This window comes from Billgrantia sp. NRB1, assembly GCF_056921725.1.
This window is the reverse complement of sequence record NZ_CM167783.1, coordinates 1,429,864-1,451,201: the sequence shown is the minus strand read 5'-3', so window position 1 is coordinate 1,451,201 and position 21,338 is coordinate 1,429,864. Positions and strand designations below refer to the sequence as shown.

Genomic DNA, 21,338 nt, shown 5'->3' with positions numbered 1-21,338 from the left:
GAGCGCTCAGGCGCGCTCGGGCTGCTCGCTGAGACGCCCGCCGTCCAGGCGCAGCACGCGGTCCTGATGGGCGGCCAGGGCGGTATCGTGGGTCACCACCACGAAGGCGCAAGCGGTGGTGCGGGCCAAATCATCCATCAGCGCCAGAATGCTCGCCGCAGTGGTCTGGTCCAGGTTGCCGGTGGGCTCGTCCATCAGCACCAGGCTGGGGTCGGTGACCAGCGCCCGGGCGATCGCCACCCGCTGGCGCTCGCCCCCGGAGAGCTCCCCCGGCTTGTGAGCGGCGCGCTCGGCGATGCCCACCTTTTCCAGCAGCTCCCGTGCCCTGGCTTCCGCTGCTTTCTTGCGCTGGCCGCGCACGATCAGCGGCAGCGCGGCGTTCTCCAGGGCGGTGAACTCGGCCAACAGATGATGGAACTGATAGACGAAGCCGATGTGCCGATTGCGAAAGCGGCCCAGCGCGGCCTCGCCGAGTTCCAGCAGGGATTCCCCGGCGATGCGCACCTCCCCCCGGCTGGGCCGATCCAGCCCGCCCAGCAGATTGAGCAGAGTGGTCTTGCCGGAGCCGGAGCTGCCGACGACGGCGACTCGCTCGCCGGCCCGCACCTCCAGGGAGAGGCCGTCCAGCACGGTGACATCCTGGGGCCCCTCGCGATAGATTCGCGTCAAATCGTGGCACGCCAGCATCACCTTGCCGCTGGGGGCTGTCGTCTGGCTCATGCTGCTCTCCTGGTTGCGGGTCGCCATATCATTCATAGCGCAGCACCTCGGCGGGCTGGACCCGCGCCGCCCGCCAGGCCGGATAGAGGGTCGAGAGGAAGGTCAGCCCGAAGGCGGCGGCGACGATGTTGCGCACGTCGTCCCAGTGCAGCCGGGACGGCAGGTCGCTGATGAAGTAGACCCCGGCGTCGAGGAACTGGATGCCGAGCAGCGATTCCACTCCACCGATCAGATCGGAGATGGTCAGCGCCAGCAGCACGCCCAGCCCCACGCCCACCAGGATGCCGATCACCCCGATGGCCATGCCCTGCACCATGAAGATGCCCATGATCGAGCGGGGCGTGGCGCCGATGGTGCGCAGGATGGCGATATCGGCGTGCTTGTCGGTGACCACCATGACCAGGGTCGAGACGATATTGAAGGCCGCCACGGCGATGATCACCGTGAGCAGCAGCCCGATCATGCGCTTCTCCATCTGGATCGCCTGAAAGAGGTTGCCGTGGGAGAAGGTCCAATCCACGCCACGATAGCCCGGCCCCAGCTCGTTGACGATGGCCCGGGTCTCGCTGGCCGCGGCGAAGAGATCGTCGAGCTCCAGTCGCAGCCCACCCACGGCGTCGCCCAGGCGCGCCAGCGTCTGCATATCCTCGATATTGGCATAGGCCAGATTGGCATCGAGATCGGCGCCAACGCTGAAGATCCCGCTGACCGTGAAGCGCTTGAGCCGCGGGAAGACGCCGGCCGGGGTGATCGAGGCCTCCGGCACCAGCAGGGTGACCCGGTCACCGACGCCGACGCCCAGATGCCGAGCCAGCATGGAGCCGAGCACCACGTTCCACTCGCCGGGTACCAGGTCGTCCAGGCTCCCCTGGCGCATGTGGCGACCGATGATCGAGACGCGATCCTCCCACTCGGGATGAATGCCATTGACCATGGCGCCCTCGTTGCGCCCGGCCACCGAGAACATGCCCTGCTGCTGAATATAGGGGGCGGCGCCGATCACCCGCTCGCGCTGGGTGAGCTGCTCGGCCAGCGCTTCCCACTCCACCAGGCCGGTGCGCGACTCGATCTTGGTGTGGGGCACCATGCCCAGAATCCGGGTGCGCAGCTCGTGGTCGAAGCCATTCATCACCGACAGCACCAGAATCAGCACCGCCACGCCCAGCATCAGCCCCAGCATGGAGGTCAGTGAGATGAAAGAAATGAAGTGGTTACGGCGCTTGGCGCGCACATAGCGCAGCCCGATCAGCAGTGGCAGGCGGTCTAGCATCATGGCGTTCCTTGTCAGCGGGGGATCATGGTACGGTTTTTTGCTCCGCGCTGCACCGGGGGCACCGCGCGTTTCCGCGATGCTTGCAACTTTGACGGGCACGGCCGACACGCGCCCTGATAGACTGGGCACCTGCCGAGATCTCACGGCCTACCCAGACCACGCGAGAGCCGAGATGTTTCGCACCCTTGCCATGCTGCGCTCGCTGCAGAGCGCCCACGCCTCCCTGCAGGACACGCGGGAAACCATTCAGCGCGCCTGCGACTATCGCTGGCTGCGCCGGGCCTTTCCCCACGGGGTGCTGACCGCGACGTCCCGCCGCCTGCACGACGGTACCCCCGCGATCGCGGTGGCGCTGCCGTTTGCGGCCACGGCGGAGCGCATGGACGGGGGCAACTGGCCCGCGGCGCCGGCCGAGCGCGAGGGCTGCCGGGTCGACGGTGCCCACGCCTGCCGAGCCGCCGGCGCGCCGGCCTACCGCACCCTGGAGAGTCTCTCCCAGGGGCTGGTGCACGGCGCCGTGGGCGTGCTGCCCGATGCGGCCCGCTTCGACTACCTGCTCAACCAGCGGGCCCTGACTCTGACCTGGCGACGCACCGCGAGCCTGCCCGAGAAGCTGGCCCGGTCGCTGCTGGAAACTCTTGACCCCGAAGCGGCCGAGGTGGCCGAGCGCCGCGGGCTGCTGCTGCTCGAGGTCAGCGTGCCCTGTGCCGATGACCGGATCCAGGCCAGCGGCGAGTGGCTCGACGAGCGGCTCGACCAGTACCGCCGCCTGCTGCCCAGCGCCCCGCGCTCCTGACGCCCGGGGGCGTCGTCTCCTCCAAGGACTTGCATCCTGCTCAGGCGCCGCCTACATTTCGCCAGCGCCGACCGACCGGCCGCGCCCCCCTAGACTCCCGACGTAAGGCTCTGCTCCATGGCCAACCGCCTGCTCCCCGAATGGCACCCCCAGGACGCCGTCCAGCTCACCTGGCCGGCGCCGACCAGCGACTGGGCCCCGCTGCTCGAGCGCATCGAGGCCACCCTGGAGGCCATGGTGGTGGCCATCGCCCGCTATCAGCGGGTGCTGATCAGCGTGCCCGATGGCGCGACCCGGCGCCATCTCGCCCACCGCCTGGCCTGCCTGGGCGTGGCCGCCGACCGGCTGACCCTGGTCGTCGCCGACAGCGACGACACCTGGACCCGGGATCACGGCCCGCTGGCCATTGAGCGCGATGGGGAACTCGTCCTGCTCGACTATGTCTTTACCGGCTGGGGCGGCAAGTTCGAAGCCGCCCGTGACAACACCCTGACCCGGCGCCTGGCCGATACCGACGTCTACGCCTGCCCGGTGATCAGCCACGACCTGGTGCTGGAGGGAGGGGCTATCGAGTGCAACGGCGAAGGGACATTGCTCACCACCGAAGCCTGCCTGCTCAACCCCAACCGCAACCCGACCCTGGACCGTGACGCGGTGGAGAACAGGCTGCGCGACGACCTCGGGGCGAGCCGGGTGCTGTGGCTGGCCAACGGCCATCTGGAAGGCGACGACACCGACAGCCATGTGGACACCCTGGCGCGCTTCTGCGACCCGGCCACCATCGCCTATGTGCGCTGCGACGACGAGGCCGACCCCCACTACCCGGCCCTGGCCGCCATGGAGGCGGAGCTCAAGGCGCTGCGGCAGGCCGACGGCAGCCCCTATCGGCTGATCGCCCTGCCCTGGCCGCGGCCCTGCCACGACCCGGAGGACGGCCACCGCCTGCCGGCCACCTATGCCAACTTCCTGATCATCAACGGTGCGGTGCTGGTGCCCACCTACGGCGACGCCGCCGATACCCTGGCGCTGACTGCCCTGGCGGGCGCCTTCCCGGGGCGCGATATCATTCCCATCGACTGCCTGAGCGTGATCCGCCAGCACGGCAGCCTGCACTGCCTCACCATGCAGCTGCCCCAAGGCAGCCTGGCCATCGAGAAGACGGCCGCCACCTGAATCAAGAGGCGCCGGGGACAGGTCGTCGCGGGGGTCCTTTTCCAGGGATGGAAAAGGTAGCGTACAGGGAGGTATTCACAGCGCCTCCGGAAGGCCGGCCCCGCTCGCAGGCTTGTCGCCAGACAAGCCCCGAGAAACGAATACATAGGAGAGTCGATCATGCCCCGCCATCTGAAAGTCGGCCTGGTCCAGCAGCCCGCCTGGCCCGACAAGGCCCGAAGCCTCGCCGAGAGCGAGGCCGGCATCCGCGAGCTGGCCGCCGCCGGCGCCGAGCTGGTCATGCTGCAGGAGCTGCACGCCACCCACTACTTCTGCCAGTACGAAGACACCGCGCTGTTCGACCTGGCCGAGCCTCTGGACGGTCCCACCGGTACCCGCCTGGCGGCGCTCGCCGCCGAGCTCGATATCGTGCTGGTGGGCTCGCTCTTCGAGCGCCGCGCGCCGGGGCTCTATCACAACACCGCGGTGGTCTACGACCGCCAGCAGGGGGCCGTGGGCCACTATCGCAAGATGCATATCCCCGACGATCCGGGCTTCTACGAGAAGTTCTACTTCACCCCGGGGGATATCGACGCCGCGCGCGGCCAGGGCTTCGAGCCCATCGACACCTCGGTGGGGCGACTCGGGCTGCTGGTGTGCTGGGACCAGTGGTATCCGGAAGGCGCACGGCTGATGGCCCTGGCCGGCGCGGAGCTGCTGCTCTACCCCACCGCCATCGGCTGGGACCCGGCCGACGACGACGCCGAGAAAGCCCGTCAGAAGGACGCCTGGACGCTGATCCAGCGCAGCCACGGCGTCGCCAACGGCCTGCCGGTGATCGTCGCCAACCGGGTCGGCCACGAGCCCGACCACTCGGGGATGGGCCGCGGCATCGACTTCTGGGGAGGCAGCTTCATCTGCGGCCCCCAGGGCGAACTGCTGGCCCACGCCGGGGTGCAGGCCGAGCGGCTGCTGGTGACCCTGGACATGGCCCGCGGCGAGGAGGTGCGGCGAATCTGGCCATACCTGCGCGACCGCCGCATCGACGCCTATGGGGATTTGACCCGGCGCTATCGGGATTGACAGTGGAGGCCTGGCCAGACGAGAAGGCGTAGCGCACTTGGCGTTCGGCCTCCTGGCGCAGGTCATTGGCACGCTGCGCGGCTTCAGCTGTCGACAGTTCGCGCCGTCGTAGCCCAGGGTCAGGCGCTCGCCGTTGGGGCCTCGCGCTCGATCAGGTTGCCGGCGCCGTCATGGCGGTAGCGGCTGCCGTCGAGCTGGCTGAGCCGGTTGCTACTGTTGGCCGCGGGTGGGTTGCCCGCTTGTGCCTCCAGACGATTACCGGCGGCGTCCATCGGGTAGCGGTGGGCGTGGTCGCCGTGCTGGCTGGCGATCAGCCGCCCGGCCGGGTCGTAGCGGTAGGCGATGGTGCTGGCCTGGCCTTGGCCCTGCTGGGTGCGGAAGGTCATCCGCCCCAGGGCGTCGTACTGGTAGTGCTGCTTGCCCTGGGCGCCTCCCGTGCTGCTGAGGCTCAACTGGGCGATCTGGCCGAGCTCGGTATAGCCGCGCTCCAGAATCAACGGTTGGGGACTGCCATTGGCGTCCGGTGCGCTGAGGTGGAAACGCCGCCGGGTCTCGCGATGCAGGGCATCGGGCTCCAGGGCGATCTCCAGGCCGAGCTCGCTGGCCAGCAGGCCATGCAGGTGGCCGCTGCCGTAGGTCAGCCAACTGAGCTCGGGCAGGTCGCCGAACTGGCTGGCCTGGGGGGCGCCGGTGGCGGTCAGGGTGTGCTGGTGTTGCCACTGCCAGCCGCTATCTCCTTCCAAGCCGGCATGCCGCTGCTGTTCGCCGCTTGGACGCCCCGCCCCCCAGTGTCAGGATGACTGTCGTGCCCTCTGATACCCTGTTCCTATAAACCGATCAGGGGGGCGAAAGGAGACACTCATGCCTCGTTACTCAGAGGAGCGCCGGCAAGCCAGCGGGGTTGGCCGTTGGGGCCGAGTAGCTGCAGCGGGGTGCCCAGGGCGTCGGTGACGTAGGCGCTAAGGCGGCGCGCTGGCTCACCATCGTGCTGCGTTTCATCGATTCTGAGCATGGGCACGAAGGTGCCCGGTTCGTAGACCACGGTGGTGCGCTGGCGATCGGTTTCCTCATGGACCAGGCGGTCGCCGTCCCAGCCGTAGTGGTGGGTGGCGGTGGTGCCGTTGGTGTGGCGCACGCGCTTGCCGATGCGCCGGCCCAGGGCGTCGTAGCGGTAGTGGGCCTCTCGAGTATGACCGTACGCGCTGGTGTGGGTGAGCGTGACCAGGCCTGCCTGCTGGTCAGCGGGCACTCGGCCACGCTACCGCCAGGGAAGGCAGCGAGGTGCCTTCCCTGGCGGGTAGTGCATGGGTGCAACGTCCGTGTTGCATTTATTGGTTGAGTTCAGGTCAAAGGGTCACACTAATTAAAAAACTCCGGCACACAGCACAAGCAACTGAGAGAAGAAGAACATAACCGAGCTTTGCGCCCAGGCCATCCTGTTTTTAAAGTTTTTCTCCAAAACTATAAAAAAGTCAAAAAGAAAAACACAGGAAGCGAGCACCATATGACAATGACCAAGGCCAGCCTTGGCATTCTCTCAAGCAAGAGTGGCCGGTTTATAAACATGACCCTATATAATGGCGAAAACAGGAAAAACCCAACTGCGAAAAGCAATAGCCTTGGCATCATGGGAAGACCAATGATGCCTATCACATACAAGACATAGAGCGGAAGCATAGTTAAGCCTTCCACCCATTTATTCCTCCAATAAATCGATGAACCCTGCAAATGCATTAATTTCTCCCAGGAACACACATACCCAAACTGTAATACTGATCAGACAAACCATCGCCATCCATATCGTAAAACCTTGACTGCATAACACTTATACTATTAGGTGAGGCAACCCCAAACACAAACACGAAAAGGGGATGGCCTTTAATAAACGCACCTGTGCCAGGATCAATCTTAAGTGTACCACCGGTAACACTCCCGAGCCTGTTGCCTAATGCTGCGTTAGTCAGTCGTTCAAGCGTAGATCTTGGAGCAGGACCTTGTGAAGTAATGGGGGGGCCGGTACGTCCCCGACGTCCTGATTGATCAATATCCCCTGGGCGATTAAACAACCCCAACGGATCCACCATGCCGGTGGGGTTGGTCACATAGCCATACAAGTTCATCCCGCCGTTCAGGCCAATCGGGTCCTGGCTGATGTAGCGGCCCTGCTGCGGGTCGTAGTAGCGGTGGCGGTTGTAGTAGAGGCCCGATTCCTCGTCGTGCCACTGGCCCTGGAAGCGGATGGGTTGGGTGACGTTGCGCTCGGCGCGCTGCTTCTTGACCGCGGCCCAGTCGTCGGGGTCGGCTAGCCAGCGGGGTTGGCCGTTGGGGCCGAGTAGCTGCAGCGGGGTGCCCAGGGCGTCGGTGACGTAGGCGCTAAGGCGGCGCGCTGGCTCACCATCGTGTTGCGTTTCATCGATTCTGAGCATGGGCACGAAGGTGCCCGGTTCGTAGACTACGGTGGTGCGCTGGCGATCGGTTTCCTCATGGACCAGGCGGTCGCCGTCCCAGCCGTAGTGGTGGGTGGCGGTGGTGCCGTTGGCCTGGCGCACGGTCTTGCCGATGCGCCGGCCCAGGGCATCGTAGCGGTAGTGGGCCTCGCGGGTATGGCCGTAGGCGCTGGTGTGGGTCAGCCGGACCAGGCGGTTGGCGCCATCGTAGCCCAGCGTTAAGCGTTCGCCGTTTTGTTGCTCGCGCTCGATCATGTTGCCGGCGCCGTCGTGGCGGTAGCGGTTGCCGTCAAGCTGGGTGAGGCGGTTGTCGGCTTTCACACTGGCGGTGCCGTCCAGACGATTACCGGCGGCGTCCATCGGGTAGCGGTGGGCGTGGTCGCCGTGCTGGCTGGCGATCAGGCGCCCGACCGGGTCGTAGCGGTAGGCGATGGTGCTGGCCTGGCCGTGGGCCTGTTGGGTGCGGAAAGTCATCCGCCCCAGGGCGTCGTACTGGTAGTGCTGCTTGCCCTGGGCGCCGCCCGTGCTGCTGAGGCTCAACTGGGCGATCTGGCCGAGGGCGGTATAGCCGCGCTCCAGAATCAGCGGTTGGGCGTGATCGGCGCTATGCAGGCTACGCCGGGTCTCGCGGTGCAGGGCATCCGGTTCCAGGGCGATCTCCAGGGCGATCTCCAGGCCGAGCTCGCTGGCCAGCAGGCCATGCAGGTGGCCACTGCCGTAGGTGAGCCAGTTGAGCTCGGGCAGGTCGCCGAACTGGCTGGCCTGGGGGGCGCCGGTGGCGGTCAGGGTGTGCTGGTGTTGCCAGCTCCAACCGCTATCTCCTTCCAAGCCGGCATGCCGCTGGCGTTCGCCGCTCGGCCGTCCCGTCTCGTCGAAGACGAACATGACCTCGCCATGGGCATTCTCGGCGCCGGCCAGCTGGCCATCGGCACGCCAGTGGTAGCGTTCGGTGCTGGCCGGGGCGGCATCGGTCTCGGGTAGGTGACGGGCAATCAGCCGGCCGTTGGCGTCGTAATCAAAACGGGTGACCAGCGGCTGGCCATCGGGGCCCGGGCGGTTGACTTCCCTGCGTTCGATCAGCTGGCCGGCGGCATCATAGGCGTAGCGCTGTTCGCGACCGTCGGGGCCGGTCTCGCTGATCAGGCGATCCATCACGTCATAGGCGAAGCGGTAGACCGCGCCGTTGCCCAGGGTCAGCTCGCCGAGGCGCCCGGCCTCATCATAGGCCAGGGTGGTGTGGCTGCCGTCGGCATCGATCCGCTGGGCGGGGCGGCCGTAGTCGTCATGGAAGAGCTGCTGACGGTAACCCTGGGGACCCTCCTGTTCCACCGGGCGCCCCTGGGCGTCGTGGTGGTGGTGCCAGTGGCTGCCGTCGGGCAACTGGGTGGACTGGCGCCGGCCCATGACGTCATGGGTGGTGCGGGTGGTCTCACCCAGGGCATTGGTGACGCTGGCCAGGTGGCCGCGGGCGTCATGGGCGTAGGTGGTGCACCGCTCGGAGCAGTCGGTCTCCGCCGCCAGCTGGCCCAGGGCGTTCCATTCCCGCCGATGGGTCGCCCCTCCTGCATCGGTGACGGCGGTGGGCCGGTCGGGCAGGCGTTCGTCCTCGTAGGCCAGGGTGGTGGTGCCCTCGGGGCCGGTAATTTCAACCGGGTGACCAAGGGGGTTGCGCTGGATCTGCCAGTGCAGGCCTTCGGGGCCTTCGATACGAATGGGCTGCCCCAGGGCGTCGCGCTCGATGGCCCAGCGGCTGCCGTCCGGGGCGGTCTGGGCGATGATCTGGCCCTGGTCATCCCGCTCCATCACGGTCTCGCGGCCCAGCGGGTCGAGGGTGGCGATCTGGCGTCCGGCGCGGTCGTAGCGGAACTCGATCACCGAGCCGTCGGCGCGGGTATGCGCGGTCCAGCGCTGGCCGATCACCTGCCGCCGCAGTCCACGGCGTGACCGGTGGCGAGCAGGAAACAAGGATAAGAAAGACGCATCATGTCCTCAAGGCGTTGGAGGGTCGGCCGTTCTGCCACGCTACCGCCAGGGAAGGCAGCGAGGTGCCTTCCCTGGCGGGTGGTACATGAGTGCGATGTTTTTTATTGCTTGAATCCAGGGGGCATATTAAGCATTGCTCCTAGCATTCAGATTTTTTAAAACCATAGCAACCACCCCTCCTATACTTCCTAGCACTGCTCCGTTTGCCAGCATAAAAATAACCCCTACACTGTCACCAACTGTCATTCCTGTGACAAAATAAATATCAAGGGCTACTCCGGCCATGGCTGCTAGGCAAGAATGGACAATGATTTTTCTTTTTGCCAAAAAACCCATCAACACTCCGCACAAGAACATTAAAAAATACGCAAAATAAACCATAACCACAAGAGTTACCGTCCTGCCCGATATAATATTATTGGACAGAAGGTTGGCAATAGCCTGCCATACATCCTTCGCAAAACGGTATGAGGTTATACAGACCAGATAATGGAATATGATTAACCTTACTTCTGCCTCTATGTTTCTCATGCTATCGCCCTGCATTTTGACACATTTCAATGCCTAGCTCTGGAGTTGCTTCATTCTGCATGAAGCATTCAAACTTGCTCATTCCTCCACAGCTTCTTGCATGTGAAGCGGCCTCCCCAAGCTCAAAAAGAGTGTCTACTAAGTGTGCGTCGGGGTTAGGCCCTCCACTTGAGCAAATTTCATTAATACAGAATGGCCTCGTTTGAAAATATTTGGCTGATATAGACATCCTTTCTCCGTGCTGATCCTCACAAATAGCATGCACATCTTTATAGTCTGCCCAGAGTTTTTCTATCCGTCCTTCTGGCTCAAACACTTCCCAACCTGCGAACTCCCACTCGGATGGAGGTTTAGCTACTGCTTCTCTTAGCACGTTCATATTTTCTCCATGCGCCCCTCGAGCTGCTGGTCCAAATGCAGCGCTTAGGTTGCTTAGCCCCACACCACTCAACCCCAGCGGATCCACCATGCCCGTCGGGTTGGTCACGTAGCCGTACAGGTTGGTGCCGCCGTTGAGGCCAATCGGGTCCTGGCTGATATAGCGGCCCTGCTGCGGGTCGTAGTAGCGGTGGCGGTTGTAGTAGAGGCCCGATTCCTCGTCGTGCCACTGGCCCTGGAAGCGGATGGGTTGGGTGACGTTGCGCTCGGCGCGCTGATTCTTGACCGCGGCCCAGTCGTCGGGGTCGGCGAGCCAGCGGGGTTGGCCGTTGGGGCCGAGTAGCTGCAGCGGGGTGCCCAGGGCGTCGGTGACGTAGGCGCCGATCCGTTTCGTTGCGCCATCGCCGGCTTGGTCGATTCTGAGCATGGGCACGAAGGTGCCCGGTTCGTAGATCACGGTGGTGCGTTGGCGGTCGGTTTCCTCATGCACCAGGCGGTCGCCGTCCCAGCCGTAGTGGTGGGTGGCGGTGGTGCCGTTGGCCTGACGCACGGTCTTGGCGATGCGCCGGCCCAGGGCGTCGTAGCGGTAGTGAGCCTCGCGGGTATGGCCGTAGGCGCTGGTGTGGGTGAGCCGGACCAGGCGGTTGGCGCCGTCGTAGCCGAGGCTCAGGCGCTCACCGTTGGGGGCCTCGCGCTCGATCAGGTTGCCGGCGCCGTCATGGCGGTAGCGGGTGCCGTTGAGCCGGCTGATCTGGTTATCGGCCTGGGCGGAGGCCTGGCCTTCGAGGCGATTGCCGGCGGCGTCCATCGGGTAGCGGTGGGCGTGGTCGCCGTGCTGGCTGGCGATCAGCCGCCCGGCCGGGTCGTAGCGGTAGGCGATGGTGCTGGCCTGGCCCTGGGCCTGCTGGGTGCGGAAGGTCATCCGCCCCAGGGCATCGTACTGGTAGTGCTGCTCGGCACTATGGCCTGAGCCGCCCAGGCTGAGATGGGCGATCTGGCCGAGGGCGGTATAGCCGCGCTCGAGGATCAGCGGTTGGGCGTGATCGGCACTATGCAGACGGCGCCGGGTTTCACGGTGCAGGGCATCGGGCTCCAGGGCGATCTCCAGGCCCAGCTCGCTGGCCAGCAGGCCATGCAGGTGGCCGCTGCCGTAGGTGAGCCAGTTGAGCTCGGGCAGGTCGCCGAACTGGCTGGCCTGGGGTGCGCCGGTGGCGGTCAGGGTGTGCTGGTGCTGCCAGCTCCAACCGCTATCTCCTTCCAAGCCGGCATGCCGCTGCTGTTCACCGCTTGGCCGCCCCGCCTTATCGAAGGCGAACGTGACCTCGCCATGGGCATTCTCGGCGCCGGCCAGCTGGCCATCGGTGCGCCAGTGGTAGCGCTCCGTCGTGGCCGGGGCGGCGTCGGTCTCGGGCAGATGACGGGCGATCAGCCGGCCGTTGGCGTCGTAATCAAAACGGGTGACCAGCGGCTGGCCATCGGGGCCCGCGCGGTTGACTTCCGTGCGTTCGATCAACTGGCCGGCGGCATCATAGGCATAGCGCTGTTCGCGGCCGTCGGGGCCGGTCTCACTGATCAGGCGGTCCATGGCGTCGTAGGCGAAGCGGTAGACCGCGCCATTGCCCAGGGTCAGCTCGCCGAGGCGCCCGGCCTCGTCATAGGCCAGGGTGGTGTGGCTGCCGTCGGCATCGATCCGCTGGGCGGGGCGGCCGTGCTCGTCATAGAAGAGCTGCTGACGGTAACCCTGGGGACCCTCGACCTCCATCAGACGCCCCTGGGCGTCGTGGTGGTGGTGCCAGTGGCTGCCGTCGGGCAACTGGGTGGACTGGCGCCGGCCCATGACGTCATGGGGGGTGCGGGTGGTCTCACCCAAGGCGTTGGTGACGCTGGCCAGATGGCCGCGGGCGTCATGGGCGTAGCTGGTGCGCCGCTCGGAGCAGTCGGTCTCCGCCGCCAGTTGGCCCAGGGCGTTCCATTCGAGGCGCCGGGTGGCGCCCTGCGCATCGGTGACGGCGGTGGGGCGGTCGGGCAGGCGTTCGTCCTCGTAGGCCAGGGTGGTGGTGCCCTCGGGGCCGCTGATCGCCACGGGATGACCGCGCTCGTTTCGCTCGATCTGCCAGTGCAGGCCTTCGGGGCCTTCGACGCGAATGGGCTGCCCCAGGGCGTCGCGCGCGATGGCCCAGCGGCTGCCGTCCGGGGCGGTCTGGGCGATCACCTGGCCCTGGTCATCCCGCTCCATCGCGGTCTCGCGGCCCAGCGGGTCGAGGGTGGCGATCTGGCGTCCGGCGCGGTCGTAGCGGAACTCGATGCGTGAGCCGTCGGCGCGGGTATGGGCGGTCCAGCGCTGGCCGGGGCCGGCGCCGACGAAGTGGTAGCGCTCCTCGCGGCCGAGGCTATCGGTGACGCGGGTGTGATCGGGATGGTAGGCGTAGGCGCGCGCCAGGCCACCGGCCTCCTGCTGGCCGATCACCCGGCCATCGGGGGCGTGGCGGTCCCAGGTGTAGTGGGCCTCGAGGCCGCCGGGCACGCGGTGGGCGACGAGCATATGGTCCTGCCACTCGAACTCGCGGACCACCTCGCCATGGCGATGGCGCACGGCGATCAGGTCGCCGGCGGGGCTATAGGAGTAGCGCACCAGCCAGTCGTCCTGGGCGCTGCCGTCGTGTTCCTGGGTCAGCTTGACGCCCATCAGGCGCTGGCCGCGGTCTGCGTCGCTTTCAGGCAGCAGCGCGTCATAGTCGAAGCGGTAGTGGCGCCCGGCACTGTCCTCGACCCACACCAGCAGGTCGGCCTCCCAGTGGAACGTGGTGGTGTAGCCGTTACGGTCCCGCTCTTGAATCAGCTGCCACTTGCTGGAGGGCGTGTCTTCCCTGCCGCTATGGCTACTGTCCTCGTCATGCGGCGCGAAGACATAGGTCAGGCCACTGGCGTCCTTCAGCAAAATGCGCTGCTGATTCTCGCGAAGCGATTCGGGCACGCTGTCCCAACGCACGTCGTCTTGGGCAGCCGTTGGCTCGGCAGCTTCCTCCGGCAGGCTACCCCCACGTCGCAGCCAGAGCTGCTCGGTGGGCGAGTGGCGCGCCTGGCCCGGGGCCAGGGGGCCGAAGGTGATATCGCGGCCCTGGGCGTCGTGGATCACGCAGGCGTCGTCGCGCAGGCTGAGCGACAGGCCCTCGCCGGGCACCGACCAGCCCTGGCCCAGTACGCCGATGCGCGCATTGCAGGAGAGATACCCGCGGCTGAACACGAAGGGCCGCGGCGCCGGCAGGGCGATGTCGGTCTCGGCGGGCAGCAGCTTGGCGCCGAGCAGCGGGTTGACCGGGCTGCCCACGGCGGGCGCGCAGGCGCTGCAGCGGTCGGCCAGGCCGTCGGCGATATCCACCGCGTCCAGGTCCAGCGGCGTGGCGGCGACGATCTCGCTTTCCAACAATGGCGTCTGGTGAGGCGCGAGGGTCACGTCCTCGCTGGTCTCCGGGGTGGCCTCGCCGGGCAGGCGCGGCAGCACCACGGCCTGGCCGCGGCCCCGCCCGGGGCTGCCGCCGGAGTTGATGCGCACCTGGCTGCCGACGATGGTCACCCCGGCGCCGTCGAGCTTGATAAAGCTGCCGCCGGCGGCCAGGGTCAGTTCGGCGCCGGCCTCCACCACCACCTGGGTACCGGCCTGGTGGTGGACCTCCTGGCCGGCCTCCACCCGCTGGGCCGTGCCATAGTGCTCGTGGCGGGTCTGGTCGACTCGCAGGTGGTCATCGCCCTTCACCTGGGTGTGGCGCTGGCCGTGCACGGTGAGGTGGTCGTCGCCGTGGATCTCGCCGAGGCGGTGGCGCTCGACGGCGAGGTGGCTGTCGCGGCGGGTGGTCTCGGTGCGGTCGTTGAGGGTCAGCAGTTCCAGGTCCTTCTGGGCGTGGAGCCAGATCTGCTCGGCGTCGGTCGCATCCTCGAAGCGCAGCTCGTTGAAGCCTTCCGCCTTGTGACTCTGGGTGCGCAGCACGGTGCGGGTCTTGTGCGCGGGCAGCGCATAGGGCGGGGTGTTGACCGCGTGGTAGGTGCGCCCGGTGATGATCGGCTGGTCCGGGTCGCCCTCCAGGAAGGAGACGATCACCTCGTGGCCGATGCGCGGAATGGCCATGGCGCCGTAGCCGCCGCCGGCCCAGCCCTGGCTGACCCGAATCCAGGCACTGGCGGTGTCGTCAGGCTCGGCGTAGCGGTCCCAGGGGAACTGCACCTTGACCCGGCCGTGTTCGTCGCAGTGAATCTCCTCGCCCTCGGGCCCCACCACGAAGGCCACCTGGGGGCCGTCGACCCGGGGTCGCCGCGGCGGCTCGGGGCGCCAGGCGCGGTCGGCGGGGGCCAGCACCAGCTCGTTATAATAGCGGGTCATCTGGCTCAGGCCGGCCGCCTCCCCCTGGGCGACGCCATCCTCCTCCAGGGCCTGGGGCTGCTCGCCGTGATGCACCACCTCGACCACCTGCCAGTCGCGGTTGAGGGCGTCGATATCGTGGTCGGTGAGGGTGAAGCACATTCCCGGGGCCAGCTCCGGCAGGTCGCTCTCGGCCTCGGCGATATTGGCCTCGCTGCGCAGCGCCTCCAGCCGCACCCGGGTGAAGGGCACCCCCGAGGCATCGGCCTTGTAGCGGCCCGGGTAGTCGAAGTGCTCGTAGTCGTCCCGTTGCGCATGTTCCGCCAGCCCCTCTGCAGCCTGCTCATGAAGCTGGTCATAGGCCGGCTGCTTGAAGGTGTAGTCCTTGAGCGTCACCGCCGCCGGGCGTACCCGCGAGACCTGGGTGAGCTTGCGCAGATGGCGGCGCGGCGGGGTGCCGCCGGCGCGGCCGTGGTAGGTGCGCTCGCCCAGGTGGGGCAGCAGCACCGGCGCGTCGGCGAAGATCAGCCGGTGGGCGCCGCCGACCGCGGGCTCGAACTCATGGAAGTAGAAGAGCCCCTCCTCGGCGGCCAGGCGCTCGACGAAGGCCAGGTCGCTCTCGCGGTACTGCACGCAGTACTCGCGCTCCTCGGGCTCGCGGGTCAGGGCGAAGGCCACGTCCGTCAGGCCGCGCTCGTCGCACAGGGTGGCGAGGATGTCCTGGGGCGGGACGTCCTGGAAGATCCGCGAGTTGTGGCGCAGGTCGAGGCGCCACAGCGCCGGGCGGATGACCAGGGTGTAGAAGGTGCGGCGGTGGCCGCGGTCGCCGCGGCCGAACTCGCTGACCACGCCGTGGAGGTGGCGCAGCGGCTCGCCGTCCTCCCAGACGATCAGGGTGGCGTTGCGCTCGAGCACCTCGGCGGGGCTGAGGTCGGGGTCGCGGCTGGCCAGGGTGACCCTGAGCTCGAAGGGGGCGGAGAGCCGCTCGCGATGGGTGAAGTCGACCACCGCCAGGTCGGGGATGCCGGCGAGGCTCAGGGTGAACTGGAGTCCGGTGGCATTGGCCATGTCGCCTCCCTGCGACTGGAGAAGAACGCGATATAAGTGGGAACTGGCAAGCGCAAGCCATCGCGCATTATCGGGCGGTCAAAATACCAGCCATGGGAGTGCATATCTGTGACATTTCACGGACAGCCGTGTAGGAAATCGCCAACAAAGGCGGCCAGCCCCATTCCCTCGGCGACAGTTGCGGCACGGTACCCCCGGCCCATTGTCCGTCGTCCGGCACACGGATAAGCTGCGGGGCCAAGGTCACGACAAGGAGCCCCCTGCCCGATGAAAACCATCGGCATGCTGGGCAGCATGAGCTGGGAGTCCACCGCCAGCGACTATCGGGCGCTATGAGATTGACAGAGACGAGGGACGAAAAATGCCACCCGCGCTTGCGCGGTCAAGCAAGCGCGGGTGGCATCTACTTAGGCACGGCTGCCCGTCAGTGAGCGGCTTGCCCCTCGTTCCCAGTTCCTCTGCCCTGCCCTTATTTCCAGAAATCGCGAATCGAGGCGATGCCCTGGGCGCCCACGGCGCGGGCGTGGTTGGCGTCGAAGCGGGTCATGCCGCCCAGCGCGAAGACCGGCATGGCGGCTCGCTCTACCAGCTGCTGGAAGTCGTGCCAGCCCATCGGCGCCACTTCGGGGTGCGACGGCGTGGTGCGCAGCGGCGACAGGGTGACGAAGTCGCAGCCGATGCGCCCGGCCTGGGTCAGCTGCTGGGAGTCGTGGGTCGATGCCGACAGCCACTTGTCCTCGGCGATGGGCCGACGCTCCAGCGCCGCGAGTCGTTCGCTGGTCAGGTGGATACCATCGGCCTCTACCTTGTCCAGCAGCTCGGGCTCGCCATTCAGCAGCAGTCGCGCCCCATGCTCGCGGCACAGCGCCAGCGCCCGCTCGGCACGGGCCAGGTAAGCCGTCTCATCCAACCCCTTGGCACGCAGCTGCACCAGTCGCACGCCATCCTCACTCAGCGCCCGCGACAGGCGGGCATCGAAGCGCGCCTCGTCCGCCTCTTCCCCGGTGATCAGGTACTCGGTGGGCAGCATCACCGCCCGCAGGATCGGCAGGTTGGCCGCCGGAAAGGGATAGTTGACCAGCTCGTTCATGGGCACCCAGCGCACCGCCTGCCCCTCGCGACCGAAGGGCTCGCCGCTGAACTCATGCACCTGCCAGACATCGAGCAGGATATGCTTGTCGGGATATTCATGATGGATGCGGATCAGCGGCTGGGCGCGATGTATTTCCACGCCCAGCTCCTCATGCAGCTCCCGCTTGAGACCCTCGAGGCCGGTTTCGTAGGGTGCCAGCTTGCCGCCGGGAAATTCCCACAGGCCGCCATGGTCGACGTTGGACGGCCGTCGGGCGAGCAGCACCTCGCGCCCGTCGCTGCTGATGATGGCGGCGGCCGCCACATGCACCCTTCTTTTCACCATTGCGTTCATTCACCCTTTACCCGCTTGGCCCGCGCCGCTCGCTCGACACGGGCGTGTTGGTCTGCCGATACCGCCCTCAGCTGCGGTAATCGGCGTTGATGCTGACATAGTCATGGGAGAGGTCGGAGGTCCACACCGTGGCGCTCTCGCCGCCGCGCCCCAGCGCAATGCGGATGGTGATCTCCTCACGAGCCATCACCGCACTGCCGGCCTCCTCGGTATAGCCCGGCGCGCGACCGCCATGCTCGACCAGGCGCACATCTTCCAGGTCGATGACCACCCGGTCGACGTCAAAATCGGCAAGCGGAGCGCGTCCCACCGCGGCCAGGATGCGCCCCCAGTTGGCGTCCGACGCGTAGAGCGCCGTCTTGACCAGCGGCGAGTGCGCCACGGTAAAGGCCACATCCAGCGCCTCCTCGCGGCTCACCGCCCCGTTCACCTGTAGCGTCACGAACTTGGTGGCCCCCTCGCCGTCGCGGATGACCGCTTGCGCCAGCTCGGTCATCACCCGCTGCAGGCCGTTGCGAAATATCGCGATCTGCTCATCACTGACCACGGCGGCACCGCGGCCGGTGCTGACCAGCATGCAGGCATCGTTGGTAGAGGTATCGCCGTCCACGGTGATGCAGTTGAAGGAGCGATCCACCGCCTCGCGCAGCAGCGTGTCGAGCAGGGGCTGCTCGATGGCGGCATCGGTGACGACGAAAGCCAGCATGGTGGCCATATTGGGCTTGATCATGCCCGAGCCCTTGCTGATGCCGTTGATGGTCACCGTGCGCTCGCCCATCTCGAGGGTCACACTGGCCCCCTTGGGGCGGGTGTCGGTGGTCAGAATCCCTTCGCCGGCCTGATGCCAGGCCTCGCCCCCCTCCTGCAGCGCATTGAGCGCCGGCGGCAGCCCCCCCAGCAGCCGCTCCATGGGCAGCGGCTCGCCGATCACCCCGGTAGAGAACGGCAGCACGCTGTCCTCGGGCACGCCGGTCAGCCGCGCCAGCTCGGCGCAGGTGGCATAGGCGTCACGCAGGCCGACCTCGCCGGTGCCGGCGTTGGCGTTGCCGGTATTGATCACCAGGAAGCGAGGCGCCTCCCCGCGTGACACACAGGCCGCCAGATGCGCCTTGGCCACCGTCACCGGCGCCGCGCAGAAGGCATTGCGAGTGAAGCTGCCCGCCACCCGAGCCCCCGGCGGAATCTCGATCACCACCAGGTCGCGACGTCCGGGCTTCTTGATCCCCGCCTCGGCGGTGCCCAGGCGCAGCCCCTCTATCACCGGCATCGCCGGAAAGCTCACGTCACCCACTGCCATCTTCAGCCCTCCTGTCATTGAATCGCGATCAAGCGGCGATCAGCTCAGCTTGCCGCAGCACTGCTTATACTTCTTCCCCGACCCACAGGGGCAGGGATCGTTGCGCCCGACCTTGGGGCCCTCGCGACGCATCGGGCGGCCGTCGGCGCCTGGCGGCAGCGGTGCCTGCTCCTGGCCTTCCGCCGCGGCGGGGCCAGGGGTGTCGTGGCGGCTGGCCGCCGCGGCCTTCTCACGCTCCAGGGCCTCGCGACGCTGACGCTCCAGCTCATCCACCTCCTCGGGCTGGCGAACCTGCACGTGGCTGGTGATGCGGGTGATATCCGACTTGATGTTGGTCAGCAGGGTCTGGAACAGCTCGAAGGACTCGCGCTTGTACTCCTGCTTGGGGTTCTTCTGAGCATAGCCGCGCAGATGAATCCCGCGGCGCAGGTGGTCCATTGACTGCAAGTGCTCCTTCCAGCGGGTATCGAGCACCTGCAGCATGATCTGCTTCTCGAAGCGGCGCATCAGCGCCTCGCCGGCCACCTCGTTCTTCTTCTGGTAAGTCTCGCGATGCATCTCCTGCAGACGCTCGCGCAGCTGCTCCTCGTGGAAACGCTCGTCCTGCTCGGCCCACTCGACGACCGGTGCCTCCAGGTTGAACTCGGTCTTGAGGTGCTCCTGCAGGCCCGCCAGGTCCCACTGCTCGGGCAGACTCTGAGGCGGCACGAACTCGCTGATGGCCTGATCGAGCACCTCCTCGCGAATGCCCAGCACGTTCTGGGAGACGTCCTCGGAGGCGAGGATCTCGTTGCGCTGCTCGTAGATCACCCGACGCTGGTCGTTGGCCACGTCGTCGTATTCGAGCAGCTGCTTGCGGATATCGAAGTTGCGGCTCTCGACCTTCTTCTGGGCGCGCTCCACCGCGTTGGAGACCATCTTGTGCTCGATTGCCTCGCCGCGCTCCAGTCCCAGCGCCTTCATCATGCGCTGCACCCGGTCGGAGCCGAACAGGCGCATCAGGCTGTCTTCCAAAGAGAGGAAGAAGCGGGTCGAGCCCGGGTCACCCTGGCGCCCGGCACGGCCGCGCAGCTGGTTGTCGATGCGCCGCGACTCGTGGCGCTCGGAGCCGATGACGTGCAGGCCCCCGGCCTCCAGCACCGCCTCGTGACGCGCCCGCCACTCCTCGCGCAGCGTCTCGATCTGCGCCTCGCTGGGGTTCTCCAGCTTGGCCGCCTCGGCCTCCCAGTTGCCGCCGAGTACGATATCGGTACCGCGACCGGCCATGTTGGTGGCAATGGTCACCGCGCCCGGGCGGCCCGCCTGGGCGATGATCTCGGCCTCGCTCTGGTGCTGCTTGGCGTTGAGCACGTTGAAGGCGATGCCGGCCTGCTTCATCAGGTCCGCCAGGTACTCGGAGGTCTCGATGGAGGCGGTCCCCACCAGCACCGGGCGTCCGGCCTCGGTCTCGGCCTGAACGTCCTTGATGATCGCCTCGTACTTCTCCTCGGCGGTCAGATAGACCAGGTCGTTGAGATCCTTGCGGATCAGCGGCCGGTTGGTAGGGATGACGATCACATCCAGGCCGTAGATCTGACGGAACTCGAAGGCCTCGGTATCGGCGGTACCGGTCATCCCGGCCAGCTTCTCGTAGAGGCGAAAGTAGTTCTGGAAGGTGGTGGAGGCCAGCGTCTGGCTTTCGCGCTGAACGGTAACGCCCTCCTTGGCCTCCACCGCCTGGTGCAGGCCTTCCGACCAGCGCCGTCCCGGCATGGTGCGGCCGGTGTGCTCGTCCACGATCACCACCTGGCCCTCGTTGACGATATAGTCGACGTCGCGGTGGTAGAGATGGCGGGCGCGCAGCGCCGAGTGCATATGCTGCAGCAGGTTGAGGTTCTGGGCGGCATACAGCGAGTCGTGCTCGCCCAGCAGGCCCTCGCCGCGCATCAGCTCCTCGACCTTGTTGTGGCCGGCCTCGGTGATCTCGACCTGCTTTTGCTTCTCATCGAGCAGGAAGTCGCCCTCGACCGGCACCTCCGGGTCTTCGGAGACCTCGCCCTTGACCAGGTGCACGGCCAGGCGGTCGACCACCTTGTAGAGCTCGGTATTCTCGTCCACCGCCCCGGAGATGATCAGCGGCGTTCTCGCCTCATCGATCAGGATGGAGTCGACCTCGTCGACGATGGCGTAGTGCAGCCCGCGCTGCACCTTGTCCTCCAGCGAGAAGGCCATGTTGTCGCGCAGGTAGTCGAAGCCGTACTCGTTGTTGGTGCCGTAGGTAATGTCGCAGCCGTAGGCGGCGCGCTTCTCCTCGGCGGTCTGGCCGGCGTAGATGGTCCCCACCGAGAGGCCGAGGAATTCATACAGCGGGCGCATCCACTCGGCGTCGCGGCGGGCCAGGTAGTCGTTGACCGTGACCACGTGCACGCCCTTGCCGGGCAGCGCATTGAGATAGACCGCCAGGGTCGCCACCAGGGTCTTGCCCTCGCCGGTCTTCATCTCGGCGATACGCCCCCGGTGCAGGGTGATGCCGCCGACCATCTGCACGTCGAAGTGGCGCATGCCCATCACCCGCTTGCTGGCCTCGCGCACCGTGGCGAAGGCGTCGGGGAGCAGCGCATCCAGGCTCTCGCCGCCGGCCAGGCGCTCGCGCAGCTCGTCGGTGCGCGCCTTGATGGCGGCATCATCGGCCGACTCGAGCTGCGGTTCCAGGACGCCGATCTGAGCGACCTGGCGCTGCATGCGCTTGACTTCGCGGTCGTTCTTGGAACCGACGACCTTGCGTAACAAAGAGTTGATCATGAAACGTCCAGTATCTGCGTGTGGCAATCGACCGGCGGCTAGGCGCTAT

At 66.8% G+C, this 21,338-nt stretch carries 13 protein-coding genes and 1 pseudogene; 3 read left to right on the top strand and 11 right to left on the bottom strand.

The features are described 5' to 3' along the window. Window positions 1-6 precede the first annotated feature (6 nt). Both ACZIYR_RS06550 and ACZIYR_RS06545 read right to left on the bottom strand, forming a co-directional pair. Window positions 7-720 (bottom strand): ABC transporter ATP-binding protein, encoded by a 714-nt coding sequence (locus tag ACZIYR_RS06550; RefSeq protein ID WP_483528632.1) that lies wholly within the window; start codon window positions 718-720, stop codon window positions 7-9. A 28-nt stretch (window positions 721-748) separates the two neighbouring features. Continuing rightward, window positions 749-1,990 (bottom strand): lipoprotein-releasing ABC transporter permease subunit, encoded by a 1,242-nt coding sequence (locus tag ACZIYR_RS06545; protein WP_473032958.1) that lies wholly within the window; start codon window positions 1,988-1,990, stop codon window positions 749-751. A gap of 175 nt (window positions 1,991-2,165) precedes the next feature. Between ACZIYR_RS06545 and ACZIYR_RS06540 the strand changes: the two genes are divergently transcribed. The 3 genes from ACZIYR_RS06540 (at window position 2,166) to ACZIYR_RS06530 (ending at window position 5,024) form a co-directional block, all read left to right on the top strand. Beyond that, on the top strand, window positions 2,166-2,789 hold the full coding sequence (locus ACZIYR_RS06540) for a hypothetical protein (RefSeq protein WP_483528631.1): 624 nt from the start codon (window positions 2,166-2,168) through the stop codon (window positions 2,787-2,789). Between the two features lie 117 nt (window positions 2,790-2,906). Beyond that, entirely contained in the window at window positions 2,907-3,962 is a 1,056-nt protein-coding gene (locus ACZIYR_RS06535; RefSeq protein WP_483528630.1) for an agmatine deiminase family protein, read from the top strand. A 159-nt stretch (window positions 3,963-4,121) separates the two neighbouring features. After that, window positions 4,122-5,024, top strand: a complete 903-nt coding sequence (locus ACZIYR_RS06530) for a carbon-nitrogen hydrolase (RefSeq protein WP_483528629.1) — start codon at window positions 4,122-4,124, stop codon at window positions 5,022-5,024. A gap of 119 nt (window positions 5,025-5,143) precedes the next feature. Here ACZIYR_RS06530 and ACZIYR_RS06525 read toward each other — a convergent pair whose 3' ends face one another. From ACZIYR_RS06525 to secA, 9 genes and pseudogenes are all read right to left on the bottom strand, one after another. Beyond that, window positions 5,144-5,767, bottom strand: coding sequence for a hypothetical protein (locus tag ACZIYR_RS06525; RefSeq protein WP_473032954.1), 624 nt, complete (start codon window positions 5,765-5,767; stop codon window positions 5,144-5,146). 116 nt (window positions 5,768-5,883) lie between these two features. Further along, complete coding sequence (locus tag ACZIYR_RS06520; protein ID WP_473032953.1) at window positions 5,884-6,273, bottom strand: hypothetical protein; 390 nt, start codon at window positions 6,271-6,273, stop codon at window positions 5,884-5,886. A gap of 484 nt (window positions 6,274-6,757) precedes the next feature. After that, the gene (locus tag ACZIYR_RS06515; protein ID WP_483528628.1) at window positions 6,758-9,391 is read right to left on the bottom strand and encodes an RHS repeat-associated core domain-containing protein; all 2,634 of its coding nucleotides are present in this window, start codon (window positions 9,389-9,391) and stop codon (window positions 6,758-6,760) included. A gap of 189 nt (window positions 9,392-9,580) precedes the next feature. Next, entirely contained in the window at window positions 9,581-9,985 is a 405-nt protein-coding gene (locus ACZIYR_RS06510; protein ID WP_473032950.1) for a hypothetical protein, read from the bottom strand. Between the two features lies 1 nt (window position 9,986). After that, entirely contained in the window at window positions 9,987-13,691 is a 3,705-nt protein-coding gene (locus tag ACZIYR_RS06505; protein ID WP_483529054.1) for an RHS repeat-associated core domain-containing protein, read from the bottom strand. A gap of 87 nt (window positions 13,692-13,778) precedes the next feature. Beyond that, window positions 13,779-15,785 (bottom strand): annotated as a pseudogene (locus ACZIYR_RS06500) (type VI secretion system Vgr family protein); the annotation flags it as partial. A 469-nt stretch (window positions 15,786-16,254) separates the two neighbouring features. Further along, window positions 16,255-17,202, bottom strand: a complete 948-nt coding sequence (locus tag ACZIYR_RS06495) for a Nudix family hydrolase (protein ID WP_483528627.1) — start codon at window positions 17,200-17,202, stop codon at window positions 16,255-16,257. Window positions 17,203-17,278: 76 nt separating this feature from the next. Beyond that, window positions 17,279-18,508, bottom strand: coding sequence for a bifunctional glutamate N-acetyltransferase/amino-acid acetyltransferase ArgJ (gene argJ, locus ACZIYR_RS06490; RefSeq protein ID WP_483528626.1), 1,230 nt, complete (start codon window positions 18,506-18,508; stop codon window positions 17,279-17,281). Between the two features lie 39 nt (window positions 18,509-18,547). Further along, the gene (gene secA, locus ACZIYR_RS06485) at window positions 18,548-21,289 is read right to left on the bottom strand and encodes a preprotein translocase subunit SecA (protein WP_483528625.1); all 2,742 of its coding nucleotides are present in this window, start codon (window positions 21,287-21,289) and stop codon (window positions 18,548-18,550) included. Window positions 21,290-21,338 lie beyond the last annotated feature (49 nt).

Bases quoted from the DNA above. Each gene is read 5' to 3' on its own strand.
- ACZIYR_RS06550 (WP_483528632.1), bottom strand. From the start codon at position 720: ATGAGCCAGACGACAGCCCCCAGCGGCAAGGTGATGCTGGCGTGCCAC.
- ACZIYR_RS06545 (WP_473032958.1), bottom strand. From the start codon at position 1,990: ATGCTAGACCGCCTGCCACTGCTGATCGGGCTGCGCTATGTGCGCGCC.
- ACZIYR_RS06540 (WP_483528631.1), top strand. From the start codon at position 2,166: ATGTTTCGCACCCTTGCCATGCTGCGCTCGCTGCAGAGCGCCCACGCC.
- ACZIYR_RS06535 (WP_483528630.1), top strand. From the start codon at position 2,907: ATGGCCAACCGCCTGCTCCCCGAATGGCACCCCCAGGACGCCGTCCAG.
- ACZIYR_RS06530 (WP_483528629.1), top strand. From the start codon at position 4,122: ATGCCCCGCCATCTGAAAGTCGGCCTGGTCCAGCAGCCCGCCTGGCCC.
- ACZIYR_RS06510 (WP_473032950.1), bottom strand. From the start codon at position 9,985: ATGAGAAACATAGAGGCAGAAGTAAGGTTAATCATATTCCATTATCTG.
- ACZIYR_RS06495 (WP_483528627.1), bottom strand. From the start codon at position 17,202: ATGGTGAAAAGAAGGGTGCATGTGGCGGCCGCCGCCATCATCAGCAGC.
- argJ (WP_483528626.1), bottom strand. From the start codon at position 18,508: ATGGCAGTGGGTGACGTGAGCTTTCCGGCGATGCCGGTGATAGAGGGG.
- secA (WP_483528625.1), bottom strand. From the start codon at position 21,289: ATGATCAACTCTTTGTTACGCAAGGTCGTCGGTTCCAAGAACGACCGC.